The organism is Gordonia caeni (assembly GCF_039537105.1).
Classification (GTDB): Bacteria; Actinomycetota; Actinomycetes; order Mycobacteriales; family Mycobacteriaceae; genus Gordonia; species Gordonia caeni.
Genome location: NZ_BAAAZW010000004.1, coordinates 337,218 through 353,089, shown reverse-complemented (window position 1 = coordinate 353,089; position 15,872 = coordinate 337,218). Strand labels below are relative to the sequence as shown.

10 protein-coding genes and 1 pseudogene are annotated in these 15,872 nt (G+C 63.7%); 10 read left to right on the top strand and 1 reads right to left on the bottom strand.

All coding sequences use genetic code 11. From position 1 onward, the window contains the following. The first annotated feature begins 16 nt into the window (after positions 1–16). Positions 17–247, top strand: a complete 231-nt coding sequence (locus ABD732_RS08790; RefSeq protein ID WP_344782687.1) for a hypothetical protein — start codon at positions 17–19, stop codon at positions 245–247. On the opposite strand, the gene ABD732_RS08785 is transcribed toward ABD732_RS08790, so the two are convergent. Then, a complete protein-coding gene (locus ABD732_RS08785) occupies positions 211–1,281 on the bottom strand; it encodes a recombinase family protein (RefSeq protein ID WP_344782686.1) in 1,071 nt (356 codons plus the stop codon). The genes ABD732_RS08790 and ABD732_RS08785 overlap by 37 nt on opposite strands. 403 nt (positions 1,282–1,684) lie before the next feature. On the opposite strand from ABD732_RS08785, the pseudogene mobF reads away from it, so the two are divergent. The 9 genes and pseudogenes from mobF (at position 1,685) to ABD732_RS08740 (ending at position 15,769) form a co-directional block, all read left to right on the top strand. After that, positions 1,685–2,706 (top strand): annotated as a pseudogene (mobF, locus tag ABD732_RS18760) (MobF family relaxase). A 60-nt stretch (positions 2,707–2,766) separates the two neighbouring features. Beyond that, positions 2,767–4,434 (top strand): ATP-dependent DNA helicase, encoded by a 1,668-nt coding sequence (locus tag ABD732_RS08770; protein WP_344782684.1) that lies wholly within the window; start codon positions 2,767–2,769, stop codon positions 4,432–4,434. A 16-nt stretch (positions 4,435–4,450) separates the two neighbouring features. Beyond that, positions 4,451–5,209, top strand: coding sequence for a hypothetical protein (locus ABD732_RS08765; RefSeq protein WP_344782682.1), 759 nt, complete (start codon positions 4,451–4,453; stop codon positions 5,207–5,209). Between the two features lie 349 nt (positions 5,210–5,558). After that, complete coding sequence (locus ABD732_RS08760; protein WP_344782680.1) at positions 5,559–6,626, top strand: ABC-three component system protein; 1,068 nt, start codon at positions 5,559–5,561, stop codon at positions 6,624–6,626. Further along, positions 6,541–7,113, top strand: coding sequence for a three component ABC system middle component (locus tag ABD732_RS18755; RefSeq protein ID WP_425553011.1), 573 nt, complete (start codon positions 6,541–6,543; stop codon positions 7,111–7,113). The genes ABD732_RS08760 and ABD732_RS18755 overlap by 86 nt, the downstream gene beginning before the upstream one ends. A 2-nt stretch (positions 7,114–7,115) precedes the next feature. Beyond that, positions 7,116–9,065: a DUF3732 domain-containing protein gene (locus ABD732_RS08755; RefSeq protein ID WP_344782678.1), complete on the top strand. Its 1,950-nt coding sequence runs from the start codon at positions 7,116–7,118 to the stop codon at positions 9,063–9,065. Positions 9,066–9,365: 300 nt separating this feature from the next. After that, positions 9,366–9,593 carry a hypothetical protein gene (locus ABD732_RS08750; RefSeq protein ID WP_344782676.1) on the top strand — a complete coding sequence of 76 codons (228 nt, stop codon included), beginning with the start codon at positions 9,366–9,368 and terminating at the stop codon, positions 9,591–9,593. Positions 9,594–10,023: 430 nt separating this feature from the next. Next, complete coding sequence (locus ABD732_RS08745; protein ID WP_344782674.1) at positions 10,024–12,498, top strand: AAA family ATPase; 2,475 nt, start codon at positions 10,024–10,026, stop codon at positions 12,496–12,498. 136 nt (positions 12,499–12,634) lie between these two features. Continuing rightward, positions 12,635–15,769 (top strand): hypothetical protein, encoded by a 3,135-nt coding sequence (locus ABD732_RS08740; RefSeq protein ID WP_344782672.1) that lies wholly within the window; start codon positions 12,635–12,637, stop codon positions 15,767–15,769. The last annotated feature ends 103 nt before the right edge of the window (positions 15,770–15,872 follow it).

Sequence of the window (15,872 nt, the reverse complement as noted above, 5' to 3'; positions counted from 1 at the left end):
GGATGGCGTCGGCCTAGTGGGCGTGCATGAGTCGGTCTTGTTCGTGTTCGAGCCGGTCTCGGTGAGTGGTGAGGCGTTCGAGTTCGTCGGTTTCGGCGGCCATGAGCCGGTCGAACTCGTGGCGGAGCATCCCGGAGAGGGCTTCGCGCTGGGCGGGGCTGATCTGCACGCGGGTGTAGTAGTCCTCGATCAGCTTCTCGACGTCGGCGATCAGGATCGCTCCGCGTGTGCAATCGGTGCGTTTTGAGTGCCGACCGGAGCACACAAAGTAGCAGTAGACGTTGCCGTGGCGGTTCTTGGCGTTGGAGACATCAGCCGCGATCCGCATTGTCCGCAGTGGATCGTGCCTTTGAGGTAGTGGTCGTGGACCTGAGTGGCCTCGGCGGCAGTCTTGTGAGCGGTGAGCACGGACTGGACCTGGTACCAGACCTCGGGGGCGACGAGCGCGGTGTGGGTGCCCTTGTAGCGGGTGCCGCGGTAGACGACATCGCCCTTGTAGTACGGGTTGATCAGCAGGCGATGGACCGAGGAGACCGCCAGCGGCTTCGAGGGCCGCTTCGGGGTGGGCAGGCTGACCAGGCCGCGTGAGGCCAACTCGTCGTGGAGCTGGCTGACGGTCCAGTTCCCCGAGGCGTAGGCCTTGAACGCCCACTCGATCAGGGGAGCGCGTTCTGGGTCGAGTTCGACGGTGCGGACCTCGCGTCCTTGGTCGTCGCGGATGCGGACGTTGAAGTACCCGATCGGTGCCTTGCCGAGGGTGCCACCGCCGATGGCCTTCTGGGTCATGCCCTTGGTGACCTCGGTGGCGAGGTTGCGCGAGTAGAACTCCGCGATAGTGGACATGATCCCGTGCAGCAGCATCCCCGAGGGGGTCTCGTCAATGTTCTCGGTGGCCGAGACCAGCAGCACCCCGGCCTGTTGGAGGGCCAGGTGGATGGTCACGTCGTCCGCGCGGTTGCGGGCGAGCCGGTCAACCTTGTGGACGATGCGGTAGGCGACCTTGTTGGCCTTGACGTACTGGATCATCCGCATCAGCTCGGGCCGGTCGGCGGACTTCGCCGAGGCTCCGGCGTCGACAAACTCCTCCACGATCGCCGCGCCGAGTTGGTCGGCCTTGCGACGCACCGCCTCACGCTGGGCGGGGATGGAGAAGCCTTCGTCGGTCCCGCCCTTGGAGGCCTGTTCGCGGGTAGAGACCCGCAGGTAAGAGATGGCGACAGCCGTGCTGATCGGTGGTTCGATCAGACTGGCCGCCGGATCGGAAACGGTATCGGTGGTCATCGGGTCCTTCACTCTCACACGATTCGACCCTCGCGCTCCCAAAAAGCTGGGAGGGGATGCTGATCGTGAGAGCAGCCATCAATGTGGCTGTGAGGCGAGACCCGACGGGGTCACGGTTTTGCGTGTTGCCCACCCGTGCGGGTGAGGTTTAGGACCACAACACCCCGCATGAGCGAGGCTTGCACGTTCATTCTACCAACGGGGTTGCGACACCCACCGCGCCATCGGGTGTGGCGGTGCCGGGGTCGCGGTAGGTCTCGGGGGTCTCGGTGGCGCGGCGTTCGGCGCGGCTGTGCCCGGTCTCCTACAAAGGTCGAGGTGTCAACCAAAGTTGACGGCGCATTCGCGTGGTCAGCGCCCGCTCACCTGGCCGTCGAGAGGCGGTGGCGTGGTGACGGTTTCGATGCGCGTGATGTCGGCGGGCGATGGTTACAAGTACCTGCTGCGCACGGTCGCGGCCGCGGACGGCGACCGTGCGCTGTCCACGCCGTTGACGCGTTACTACGTGGAGGCGGGCACGCCACCGGGCCAGTGGCTCGGGTCCGGCGTCGTCTCACTCGGCAGGGGTCAGCTCGCGGTGGGTGATCGGGTGTCGGAGGCCCAGCTCCAGCTCTTGATGGGGATGGGCCGTGATCCGATCACCGGCGACCCGCTCGGTCATGCGTTCCCTGCCTACAAGTCGGTGCCGGAGCGGATCGAGGCGCGGATCGCCGACCTCGACCCGGACATGAGTCCGGGCGCGAAGGGTGAGGCGGTCGCGCAGATCGAGGCCGAGGAGGCCGAACGCGGCAGGCGCCGGGCGGTGGCGGGTTTCGACTTCACCTTCTCTGTTCCGAAGTCCGCCTCGGCGTTGTGGGCGGTTGCCGACGCGGGCACGCAGGCGTTGATCGGTGAGGCGCACCATGCGGCGGTTGCGGAGGTGGTTGCGTTCATGGAGCGCGAGGTTGCAGCCACCCGCTCTGGCGCAACCGCCGGCGACGGAGCGGTTGCACAGGTCGACGTGACGGGGCTGGTGGCGACGGCGTTCGATCACTTCGACTCCCGCGCTGGGACCCCCACCTGCACACCCATCTCGTCATCAGCAACAAGGTCCAGACCGACTTCGACGGCAAATGGCGCAGTCTGGATGGTCGTCCGATGCACGCCGCGGTGGTCGCCCTGTCGGAGCCGCACGAGGCGGTGTTCGCCGACCACATGACCCGCACCTTCGGCGTCGAATGGGAGCCTCGCGACATAGGCCGGGACCGGAACCCGGCATGGGCGATCAGCACCGTGCCGGAGGAGCTGGTCCAGGAGTTCTCCACCCGTGCCCGGCACATCGACGCCGAGAAGAACAGACTCATCGCCGAGTACGTCGCCAAGCACGGCCGCCAACCCTCCACAGCGACCGTCATCAAACTCCGTGCCCAAGCCAAGCCACCCTGACCACACGTCCCGACAAGGAGGTGCGGTCGCTGGCCGACCTCACCGCCGAATGGCGCACCCGTGCCGTGGGCGTGCTCGGCCAGGACGCCACCGACTGGGCGCGCGGTCACCGACAACGACAAGGCGTTTCTGCTGCGAGCCGATGATGTACCGCTGGACGCGATCGGCGAACTCGGCACGTCGGTGGTCGGGGTGGTGGGTGAGAAGCGGTCCACGTGGCGGCGGTGGAATCTAATGGCCGAGGCGTCCCGGCAGACGATGGGCTGGCGCTTCGCCACCATGCACGACCGCGAAGCCGTCGTCGCGATGATCGCCGACGGCGCCGAACAAGCCTCGCTCCGGCTGACGCCGCCCGACCTCGCCACCAGCCCGGCCGCGTTCCGGCGGGTAGACGGCACCAGCGTGTTCCGGCCCAAGCACTCGACCGTGTTCTCCTCCGAGCTGCTGCTGGCCGCCGAGGACCGACTGCTCGACCGCTCCCGCACTCTCACCGCACCCACTGTGCCTGTGGTGACAGTTGAGAAGATCACCACGAAGCCTGATCGTGAAGGGCGGATGCTCGGCGAGGATCAGGCCGACGCGCTCATGAAGATCGCCATATCCGGCCGTGTCCTCGATGTGCTGATGGGACCGGCGGGTGCCGGGAAGACCACCGCCATGAATGCGCTGCGCCGTGTGTGGGAGACCGAGCACGGCAAGGGCTCGGTCGTCGGGCTCGCACCGTCAGCGGTGGCCGCGCAGGTGCTCGCCGACGACCTTGGTATCCAGACCGAGAACACCGCGAAGTGGTGGCAGAACCACCTCATCCACGGCACGAGGTTCGAGGCCGGTCAGCTCGTCATCATCGACGAAGCCTCCCTCGCCGGAACCCTCTCGTTGGACCGCATCACCCACCTGGCCGAACGAGCCGGCGCGAAGGCGCTGCTGGTCGGCGACTACGCCCAGCTCCAATCCGTGGACGCAGGCGGCGCGTTCGGTCTCCTCGTCGGTGACCGGGACGATGCGCCCGAGCTGGTTGACGTCCATCGCTTCACCAACAAGTGGGAGAAGACCGCCTCCCTCGCGCTCAGACACGGGCGCACCGAGGTGATCGACACCTACCTCGACCACGACCGCATCCGCGACGGCGACGCCGAAGCCATAGCCGACGTCGCATACGCCGCGTGGCGCGCAGACCGGGAACGCGGTTTGGTCTCAGTGCTGGTCGCCGAGACCCGCGACGACGTGACCGCCATCAACCAGCGCGCCCGCGCCGATCTGATCCTCGACGGCAAGTTGACGCCCAGTAGGGAGGTGGAACTCTCTGACGGGACCACCGCGGGAGTCGGGGACACGATCATCACCCGCCGCAACGACCGCCGCCTGCGCAGCGGCAAGGACTGGGTCCGCAACGGAGACACCTGGACCATCACCGGCGTCCGCGACGACGGCTCGGTCACCATCCGCAAGACCGGCCGCCGGTTCGGAGGCTCCATCGTCCTTCCCGCCGCCTACGTGGCCGATCACGCCGAGCTGGGCTACGCAGTCACCGCCCACAGGGCGCAGGGGGTCACCGTCGACACCGCGCATGTGCTGGTGGAGACAACCACGACGGGGGAGAACTTCTACGTCGCGATGACCCGCGGCAGGCACGCCAACCGCGCTTACGTAGTCCTCGACCGGGCCGACGACCACGCTAGCCCGCATCCGGGCGACAATCGCGACGCCACTGGCCGATCCGTACTGTAAGACGTCCTGCAACACGTTGGGGCCGAGCTGTCCGTACACGAGACCATCACCGTCGAACAGGAGCAGTGGGGCTCGATCGCACAGCTCGCCGCCCGAGTACGAGACCATCGCCGCGGCAGCGCAACGAGACCGCTGGGCTACCCTCATCCGTGCCTCTGGTCTGACTGCCGAGCAAGCCGACACCGCGATCGAGTCCGAGGCGTTTGGGGCACTCACCGCGGAACTCCGTCGCGCCGAAGCCAACCACCACAACCTCGACACCCTGCTCCCGCGCCTCGTCGCCGCGCGTGGATTCGCAGATGCTGACGACATCGCCTCCGTCCTGCACTACCGGGTGGCCCGCGCCACCGCGCGCCCGGCCGGCTCGGGACGCCCCCGCAAGGCACCCCGGCTGATCGCGGGACTCGTCCCCGAGGCCCGCGGCCAGGTGTCCGCCGACATGCGTCAAGCGCTCGATCAACGACGCGATCTGATCGAGCAGCGAGCAGACGCCGTGCTCGATACCGGTCTCGACGAAGGGGCCACGTGGACGAAGCCACTTGGGACGCCACCTGGTGATCCCTGGCGACGCTATGCCCGCACTGTGGCTGTCTACCGGGACCGCTATGGCATCACCGATGACACACCACTGGGCACGGCGGCCGTGACAACCGCACAGAAGATCGACGCTGCCCGAGCCCGCAGTGCACTTGAGCGAGCGGGCAACATCGCTCGCGGGAGCAGTGCCCGCGCGGAGCGCAAGGTCGTGCGCAGAGAACAGGGACGAACGCTCTAGCGCAGCTCAGAGAGGGCGGGACGCACCCGAAGGCGTTGATAGGCTCGAACTACGGTACTCGGCCCTCCGGGGCGGGGTATCTCGTCGGGCAGGGTGTGCTCGGTCTCGAATCCGTGGCTCACCGAGTTACAGCTCGCCCCGCGAGCCGACCAGGGGTCTCCGCACTCTCGTGACGGTAGGGTCAGACCAATGATGGACTGTGCCCCAGGAGGTGAACGCATTGACGCAGGAGTCGTCGCATAGCGCTGCTGGCCAAGCCCTCGGATACGTCCACCAATGCATGTGGGCACTCGTTGAACTGGGGAGACGTGCCACTTCAGAGCCAGCGGCTCAGCTTCGGCTCGAAGCCTTGGATGATATCGAGTTCGATAGTGCAGGTTCACCTACTGAACTTCTGCAGACGAAGCATCACACACGCGGCGGTGGTCCGCTCACAGCTCAATCAGTTGACCTCTGGCGAACTCTGAATGTCTGGATGGACTTGCTTTCATCCGAAACGCTCGTTCTACGCCTAGTCACCACCCGGACGCTCAGTGAAGAGTCGGGGCTGATCCGCCTCCGTGCCGGGGACATCCGCGACACTTCTGTAGCCCTCGAGGAACTGCTAGATGCGGCAAGAACATCGACGAGCAAGACCACCGATAAGTGGCGCAAGAAGTTCCTTGAACTCGACGAAATCAGCAGGGTTGAGCTGGTAGACCGCATCATCATCGATGATGGATCGCTGCCGGCAACCGATATCGACAAGGAACTGGTCCGAACCTTCCGGTATGCATATCCGACTGGGCGAGACGAAGTTTTTCTCCACCTTCTCAAAGGATGGTGGTCAGGTGTCTCGGTGCAACTCTTGAGCAGAGCGCTGGAAACGGTGACGGGTCAAGACTTGATCGTGCAAGTCACAGAGATTGCAGACCAACTTAAGAGTGACACCTTGCCCATCGACCCGGCCGTCATGCAAGAGCATGATGAGTCTATTTCCGATCTATACAAGGATCGGCCCTTCGTGCAGCAGCTCCTCTGGATCGCATTAGAAAACAACCGTCTTTGGAAAGCGATCCGGGACTATCACCGGTCCTTCACTCAGCGCTCATTCTGGCTTCGTCACCAACTCTTAGCCGAGACTGAACTTGACCGGTTCGCCTTTCGCCTTCACGACGAGTGGGAGCAAACCTTCGACTCGCGAGTAGCTGCCATGAAACGGGAAGGTCGGACTGACCACGACGTCGTCGGCCAAGAAATCCTAGACGAAATGGCAAGAGAGTCGCGGGCCCGTCTGCGGGACCGCTTTGACGAGCCCTGGTTCAACCGCGGAATGTTCCACGCACTCGCCGATGGTGAGCTGGGGTATCGAGTTGGCTGGCATCCCGAATTCGAGTCGAAGCTGGAGGAGATGCTTAGCCATGTCTCATCTACCTGAAGCGCCGGCTTCACCTCCAGCCCGCCCGCCAGAGGCCGTGGCACTCTTCAACACCGTCCTCACCTCGGAGCTGCTTGTCAACGCCTGCTGGGCGAAAGCCCAGCAAGGCACTACCGGTCTCGCGTGGCCCGCTGCTTACCTCATCTTGCCGCTCACTCTGCACCCGGAGACACGAGACAGTCTGCCCCGTGATCGACGGATCACCCTCGCTCGTTGGGCAGTACGAAATCACGACTTGCTCGCGGACATGGAATATCGAGTGGCGAACATGGCCTTGCCAACCAAACGAGCCATCCGCCACGGCCTCCGCGCGAGGCGACTCGGACTTGACGGAACCAACCTTGTTGCGCTCGCTAGGCCGAAAAGTGCCACGTCGCAATGGCCCACAGAACTGAGCGATTCTGTCAAAGCAGCACGGTTTTGCGGACAATGGTTCAACGCCATCGAGACGCACATGGCGTTTGAACTACTCGGAATCGGAGGCTAATCGTGCACATCGTGTCCCTGGGAGTGTTCAACGAGTCGGGGAGACGTCGTGACGTCGACTTCCGTCCGGGCGCCCTGAATATTCTGACTGGAAAATCGAAGACCGGTAAGTCTGCCATACTCGACATCGTCGAATACTGTCTCGGAAGAAACACGGTCACAATCCCGACCGGGGTCATTAGCGATCACGCTTCCTGGTACTACGTGATCGTCCAGTTCGCGGATGAACGCGTTCTGATTTGTCGACCGAACCCGGAAGGCGCAAGCACCCACCGGGCCATGGTCCGTACAGGCGGTCTCGACCTCGCTGCCCCCACATTCAACGAACTCGAGGTCAACGCCGACACCGAGGTCGTGAAAGACACACTCACCGAGCGGCTCAGAATCGAGTCCTTCACCATCGACCCCGAGGGTGGCTCGCTGAGACAACCCTTCGACGTCTCAGTCCGACAGGCACTCTTCTACTGCTTTCAGAATCAAGGGGAGATTGCCAGTCGTGACGTGCTCTTTCACCGACAGGTGGAGAACGACATCAAGACAACGATCCGCGACACACTTCCGTACTTCCTCGGTGCAGCAACACCTGAGCAAAGCGCCCTGCGGCGCCAGCTCGTCGCAACACGTAGAACTTTGCAACGAACGCAGAACAGCATCCGCGCCGCGGAAGCCGACCTCGATCAGCAGGACAGCCGAGTCACCCACCTGATTGAGTCTGCGGTCAGCCTCGACGTGCTGCCTGCTGATGCAGGAATCGGCGCCAGAGAAGGAATGCGCGCGATGCTGGAAGGCATCTTGACCTATCGATCCGATAGCTTGTCAACCGAAGTGTCGGAAGAATCGCGCCGCAGGAGAGAACTCGCGGAAGAAGGACGAACGATCCGGACTCGAATCCGTGAAGTTGACGATCAACTCGAACTGCTTCGCAAGTTGCAAGACGAACAGGGTGACTCGCAGACCGAAGGTCGATACCAGACTGAAAGGCTTCGCGCGCTCAACCTACTCGTCCCGAAGTCTGCATTGACCGACGGAGACGTAGCCGTTTGCCCGCTGTGCGACCAAGGTCTAGACCACCCAGATGAGACCATCGATGAGCTGCGAGCGCTTCTGAACTCTCTGGAAACTCGCCTCGAAGCATCGAAGGGGGTGTCCTCTCGACGCCAAGCGACAATCGAGCGTCTGGAGGCGAGCCGCGAACCGCTGGTGGAGGCACTCCGAGAAAACGTCGTTGAACTCGATGCCGTTGCTCAACAAGAAGCCGCGATCGCAGCGGGCCGTGAACGACGCGAGCGAATCGCATTCCTCCAAGGCCGGGTCAGCCAAGAACTCGAACGAGGTGTCGACATCGCTGCTGACCTCGTTGAACTGCGAAACGCTGAACGCCGATACCGCGGACAACTCGCGCGGCTGGAGGACATTAGCGAGCGCGACGATCCTGCCACCGCTCTTCGCGCCGCTATCGACTCGGTATCTGAGCTGATGACGGACTATGCGCGTTACCTTCAGCTAGAAGGTTCCGAGCACTACGTCCGCCTTGACCCAGTCGAGCTGACCGTAGCTGTTCAGCGACCTGGAGGCCGCGTCCCGCTTGGGCGTATGGGAAGCGCCGAGAACTGGGTCGGCTACCACCTCGTCGCTCACCTCGCCCTTCACCACTGGTTCGCGACGAACGGTCGACCTGTTCCGCGGTTCCTCATGTTCGATCAGCCGACGCAGGCCTTCTTCCCCGAAGAGGTCGTTGATGCTGCTGAGGATGAGAACGCCGACTGGGAAGCAGTGCGGAGACAATTCACGCTGATGCGAGATGTTGTAGCGGCGCTTGCCGGTGAGCTCCAAGTCATTGTGTGTGATCACGCGAACCTCGCAGACGACTGGTTCCAAGACGCAGTCATCGAGAACTGGCGAAACGGTGTCGCCTTAATCCCCACGGACTGGTTGGAGGACGAAGCGGGATGAATGCCAGAGCGGCACGTGCCCCTGCTCTACGGAAGCGGCCGCGGCCGACCGGACTGCCTCTCGGAGAAGACAAACGACGGAGGCGTCTGCCCCTTCCGTCCTGTGTATGACTATCGCCGTTCGTCGATGCTCCTATAGTGCTCGCGCCGAAGCGAGGGGTTCCGTCTGTCGCTGCTCGGGCGTACATTAGTGGATGAGGCAGGTTCTCCTCATTTTCGGGTCCTTCGGGAAGGCCCAGCTTGGGCGCTCATACACGTACTGCCTCCTCGACGGATAGACACGTGTGACGAGTGGCCCGCCATGATCCGCCTGATCTGGACGCTCAGCGCCCACACCCGCTACTACCTGCACCGTTACATGCCGACCGATCGGCTGCTCGACGCGATCCGCCGCCGACCCAACCTGAAGTGGGGCATCCCTGCGATGCTCCTCGCCGTGCCCTACCTGCTGATCGCGAGCATCTGCACCAACGCCCTCGCTGACGATGCCCGCATCTGGTCGTGTTGTGCGCGGTGTGGAACGCGATGAAGTTCATCATCATGGGACCGGTCAGCCTCATCCTCGTGCTCCGCGCCCGTCTCCGAGAGGCTGGTGCACGTCGCCGGGATCGAACACGTGAGACCCTGAGCCGGACTCTGCGCCAGGAGGAACCGATTATCTACGTCGCGGCGCGGTAGTCCTCGCCGGGACGGGCCTCACTTGATCCGCGTGCGTAGTCAGGCTCGCGGCGGTCCAGAGGCAGGCCGCGAACCAGCACGTCCTATCGGTGCGTTGGTTGTCCCTTCGCGCGTCTGCCGGTCGCTCTAGAATTGAGCCTGAGTAGCACGGTCGCTCCCGACCTCGCACTCGCGGCGAGGGAGGATGACGGTGACAGACGCGACGCCACCTCAACGGGTAGACCCGCGCGACCTGCTCAGCGAATGGGGCGAACACCTCCGACGAGTGGGTCTGCTACATCGTGAGGCACGTCCTCAACGGCGGCGGGCCGCTCGGAAGCGAGGAGCAATCCGGAGCGTACGTCCTGTTTCGTCAGGAGAAAGCCTTCGATACCCGCGAACTCCCCACGGAGGAGCCGCTGGTCACCCTCGAACGCGAGGATGAGGCGATCGAGCCGTTGACCCTTACCTCGCTCTCCGATGTCGTTGGTGTCAACGCCTTGGTAGAGGGCGGAGTCATCGAGCCGCATGCCGGCCTGACGATCTTGTTCGGAGAGAACGGCACGGGCAAGACGGGGTACTCCCGCATCTTCAAAGCCCTCGCGGCGAGCCGCACTGCCGATGTGATCCTCGGCGACATCGAGGCGGCATCGCCGCAGCACCAATCAGCACTTGTCGGCTATACGCTCGGCACTGAGACGAAGACCTACACCTGGACCGGACAACAGGGCGTCGCGCCCTTCACCAGGATGTCGATCTTCGACAGCCCTTCTGTCAGCTTCCACGTCGATGACGACCTTGAGTACGTCTACGTGCCAGCAGCCCTGGCACTGTTCAATCACGTCATCGCAGGCATCAAGTCGGTACAAGCCCACATCGACCAGGCCGTCGAAGGCCTACGATCTGGGTCCACAGGGCTTCTGTCTCGCTTCCCACGCACTGCCGCGGTTTACCCGCTCATCGAGACCCTGGGAGCGTCCACTGATCTGGAACACCTGAGGTCGCTCGCCGACTCCGATCCAGACGTCGAGACACGTATCGGCGACCTGCGCCGCACGGTCGCTGCGCTGGAGGCGGACACCATCAGCGCTGAGATCAAGCTGCAACAGCGAGTCGAACGCGTCTTGACGCAAGCTTCCAACGCGGCCACCGTGATGGCTGACTTCAACGTGGAGGCATACGGCCGCGAACGCGACACCCTCCACGGACTTGAAGAGGACTACCGCGCCTTCCGAGGCGCCCTGTTCGAGGCAGCCGACCTGCCGGCCGAGCCCGACGACACCTGGAGCACGTTCATCGAGGCCGGCGAGGCATACCAAGCACATCTCATCGCGGTCGGAGCACACGACGCCGATCGGTGTTTGTACTGTCGGCAGCCTCTGAACGAAGCGGCGCGATCGCTGATCGGCAAGTACTCCGAATACCTCGAAGACAAGATCACCACTGACATCGCCGCTTCAAAGGCGCGGCTCCACGCACTTACAGAACCGGTCACCTCGATCCAGGTCAACGACGTCTCTACCTTCGCCGACGAGTACGCAGGCACCGAGGACAAGCCCCACTTCCACGTTGAACTTGACCGGACCCTGAGCACCATCGCGGAGCTATCCGAGCAGCTTCTCGCCGCTTCCGCCGTGAGCACAGCGCCGACCGAACACGCCGGCACAGATGCGATAGCGCTCGGCTCGGCGTTGGAGACCGCCAAGCAGGCCCTCGGTGAACTGAGGACACAGGCAGCCACACGGGCTGACACCTTGGCCGAGAAGAAGAAGGAGCTTGTCGAGCTAGAAGCCGCAGCAGAACTGACGAAGTCGTGGACGCTCATCGAGTCGCACGTACGCGACGCCAAGCAGGCTGACCGGCTCATACTGCTCGCCAAGCCCATGCCTGGGCTCCTGCGCGCTGTAACCGGACTGGCCAAGACCGCGAGTGACCAGATGATCAACGAAAGCTTCGATGCGCTTTTCAACGAAGAGTGCGCGGCACTTCGTGCGCCCGCGCTACGCGTGGAGTTCGTCGGCCGCCAGGGGCGCGCACAACGCCGCAAGATCCTCAGCGGGAAACACAAACCGTCCAAGGTGCTCTCCGAAGGAGAGCAGAAGGTCCTCGCAATAGCGGACTTCCTCGCCGAAGCGCGCCTCGCCGGAATCACCGCGCCGGTCATCTTCGATGATCCTGTCTCAAGCCTCGACCATCGCCGCATCAACGAAGTCGCGCAGCGCGTCGCGTCGCTCGCTGACACGACACAGGTCATCGTCTTCACCCACGACATCTTCTTCGCCAGCACGCTGCTTACGCTCATGGAAGCAACCAAGCGCTGCTCCTACTTCCAGATCACCGATGAAGAGGGCAAAGGAAAGGTCACCCGAGCGACAGGACCCCGCTGGGACAGCTTGAACAACATCAAGAAGAACATCAACGAGACCATCCAGGCAGCAAAGTCGCAGGACGGCGATTCGCGGGCGGCACTGGTCCGCACGGGTTACGACTGGGTGCGCGCCTGGTGTGAGGTCTTCACCGAGACTGAACTGCTCCAGGGCGTCACGCAGCGCTATCAACCCAACGTGCGGATGACCAACTTGCCCAAGATCAAGCCCGAAGCACTTCCCGCTGCGATCGATACCGTCAACCGCATCTTCGAGGAAGCATGTCGGTACATCGACGGCCACTCTCAACCTCTGCCTAGCCTCGGGGTCGGCCCTACACTCGCCGGACTCGAAGCCCACTGGGCCGAGCTGACCGAAGCGCGAACCGCTTACAACGCGGCGACTCCTTAGGTCCTCTCAGCGACACACCCGCCGCAGTGGACCCGAGTCCCAGCCCCAGGCCCTCGTGTCAGTCCTCGGGCTCGGCAGGCCGGGTGCGAAAACTGTTCACCCGTTGTGCGTCGGAATCGTGAGGGAGAATTGAGCTGTGACTGAGCACATCCCTGAGGCAGAGGCGTACATCCGGTTTCGCCTGGACGAGCTCTCGTCGCGGAACGAGCATCATCGGTTCGAGGAGATCGCTACGCGGGTTGCTCAGAAGCGGATCAGCTCGAACATCCTGATCGCAACCGGGCCCGTCAGTTCGGGCGGCGATCAGCAGCGAGACGCGGAGACGTTCACAACCCGCCTCCCGAGCGAGCTGCCGCACTCGGCGGGCTTCGCGGCTGCCGCCTCCACGTCGCCGGTGGTGGTGGCCTGCACCGTCCAAAGCAAAGGCCTGAAGCAGAAGGTTCTCAGTGACCTCGCCGGCATCTGCGCCAACGATGCGGCTGACGTTGACCACGTCGCATTCTTCAGCGTGCACCTCATCTCCGAGGGCGTGACCCACGACGTCCAGCGGACCGCCCGCGAGTCCTACGCAGTGACCCTGGACATCTTCTGCGGCGGCGACATCGCGACGTTCCTCGCCGAGGCAGACTTGGTGTGGGTCGCACGGCACTACCTCGAACTGCCTTCGCATCTGGTCTCCACGCCGGAGGACGAGCCGGCACCGCAGTGGTACGCGGATCTGATCGATGGGTTGCGTCACAACCATGGACCAGTAGCCCTGACGCCAGCGGTACAAGGCGAGATCACTCACGGACTTCGACACGCGACCTGGGACGAGCACGCGAACGCCGACTTGCCGGAGTGGTTGGACTTCATGGGGGCGTTCCTAGCTGACTCGGCAGACGGCGCGGACACCGAGCTGGTGTTCCGAGCGTGCTACGAGATGGCTATTGCACGGTTCCGGGGCATGGGCGTCGCAACCGGAATCGAGGACTTGGTTCGTCGCGCCATCGACTACGCGTGTACGAGCACCCGGCCGAACATCGTTGACGACGCTGTGACGCTCTGCGCGTACTGGGGGACGATGTGGATGACCGGGGTCGCGAAGGCCGAGGCATCCGAGATCAGTGCTGCGATGCTGCGGCTACGATCGCACCTCGTCAACCTACTCGACGCCACCGATTCGGTGACGCATCCGGTGCGGTCGGCGACCTTGACGGGAACACTCGCGTTCGCCCACCTGGTACCGGACTGGGGGCGCATCGAGACGACTGACGGCAAGCCCCCACCCGCCGCGGTTGCCTCCAACGTCGGAGTGCAACTGGACGAGTCCGCCGTCGACACCTCGGCATTGCCGGTGTCGCACCTGTTCGACTTCGACGCGGCGATGTCCTATTTGGAGCAGCTGGTCGACCTATTGCCACGGGCTCGCGCCTACTCGTCCAGCGAACTCGCGCGTCTGTTCACGATGTACGCGCCCGCAGCCTCCGGGCACACCAATTACGAAAAGGTCCGTGACGGCTTCGACATCGTGCTGGCCCAAGTACAGGGCGACTCCGCCACCGCCGAGCGATGTCGCGATCGTGGGATGGCATTCGTGAGGGCCGGCCAGCCCCTGAAGGCTCTGGCTGAACTGCACAACGCGAAAGCACAATGGTTCAACGGGGACACCATCTACGGCGCCATCCTCACGATGCGCTACCTGGGCTCGCTATACGCCGGCCTCGGGCTGATGTACGCGGCCAAGATGTACGCGTGCACCGCCGCCGCTCTGGCCATGATGAGCGACGACACCGACGTGCAGGCGCACGTGCCCAAGGCCCTGCTGGAGACAGCCAAGTACGCCCAGCAGGCCGGCACCTGGGTCGACGCAGCCCGACTCACCGAGGTCGCACTCCTGGCACGCGCCCAGATGCTGACCGATCCATTCGACTACGACAAACACCCCGACCTCGCAGCACACGACACCAACGCCACCTTGGAGCTAGCCGGCATCCGCACATTCTGGCCCGAGCTTGAACCACTTATTGAAGCAGCCCACAAGACGACGAACTGGTACGAACAGTTGGTCGAAGTCATCGAGCACGACGACTCACGGTTCGACATGACCGAGCACGATTTCCAGGCTCGCGCCGCCGAGCAGCTCGCCGGCCCACTCCTCGGCGACGTCGGCCACAGACGACTCATCGACTTCCAAGCCCTCGGCATCCGCTGGACCTTCCAGTTCGACAACAACCGAGAGACGGTGCTGACCGCCGAGGGCTTCGTCGCCGCACTCCAGGTCCTCCTGGCTGACATCGCACCGATGAACCCGGTCCTGATCAGGAGCACAATTCGGGTCGCCGTAGACGTGAGACCCGGCGCCAGCCGAGAAGATGACTCGATCGACATCGACGACTCAGGGCCCGAGGTCCTGGCCAACGTTGTCCTATCGAACTCGCTGACGGACCCCGAAGCGCACAACAGGGCGATCCTCGCGACGTGCTACCAACTGCTCCACGCCGTCCATGTCCGCCCACCAGACGAACTCCAGAACCTCCTAGAGCCTCTATTCAGAGGCGGCCTCATTCATAAGGTGTCCATCGGTCGCCCCTACGAGGAGACCGCCGCCCTACTGGACGACGATCACTACGCCCGATGCGCTGACGCAAGCAGGCCGTCGTCCTCCGACGCCTTCCAACCCACCGAGTGTGAGCACTTGCCGACCTCAACCGTTACAGGTCCGGGCTATGACCGCGATGAGTCACTTCAGGCCATCCACGAACGGTACGAAGTTGCCAATGAGGCCCTGCGGTTCACGCTCCCACGACTGTTGTCTGATCAAGCCGGGCGAGCAACCGTGGTGAGGCTGCGCAACGATGGTTGGCTCGACTGGCAAATCCTCGTCGCCCTAGTGAACACCTCCATGAACTGGCGGATGAAACGCGCGGGACTACGGCCCGGTGTAGGCGACCCCCGGCGAGCGCTCGACCTTGCCCGCGAACTGGAGACATCAGCTTCCTCGACGATGCCGCTATCAGAGTTCACCGACGACGTCGTCGACATGCACATCTTCACTCAGACGGTGTCAGTCGCCCGCCAGTGGAACCTCCGCGGACGGCCCGAAGCTCCCGGTGAGAACGCGATGCGTGACCTCCTGACCCGCCGGTACCGATACGCCACCGATGACATCCCACACCGCGACCTACTCGACTGCATCGATAAGGACGGAAACCTGCTCACGCTGCTCGACATCCCCACCGACAACGGCAACAACGACCACCGGGCCCGCGATGCCAGCGAGTCCGCCTAGATTCTGTCGGCGATCGCAGGACCGGGGGACGCCCATGAAGAAGCCGCGACTGAAAGTGCAGTTATGACTAGCCCAGGTGGGAGAGCATGTCCGTGGATGCGAG

Bases quoted from the DNA above. Each gene is read 5' to 3' on its own strand.
- ABD732_RS08750 (WP_344782676.1), top strand. From the start codon at position 9,366: ATGATCCGCCTGATCTGGACGCTCAGCGCCCACACCCGCTACTACCTG.
- ABD732_RS08785 (WP_344782686.1), bottom strand. From the start codon at position 1,281: ATGACCACCGATACCGTTTCCGATCCGGCGGCCAGTCTGATCGAACCA.
- ABD732_RS18755 (WP_425553011.1), top strand. From the start codon at position 6,541: ATGGTGAGCTGGGGTATCGAGTTGGCTGGCATCCCGAATTCGAGTCGA.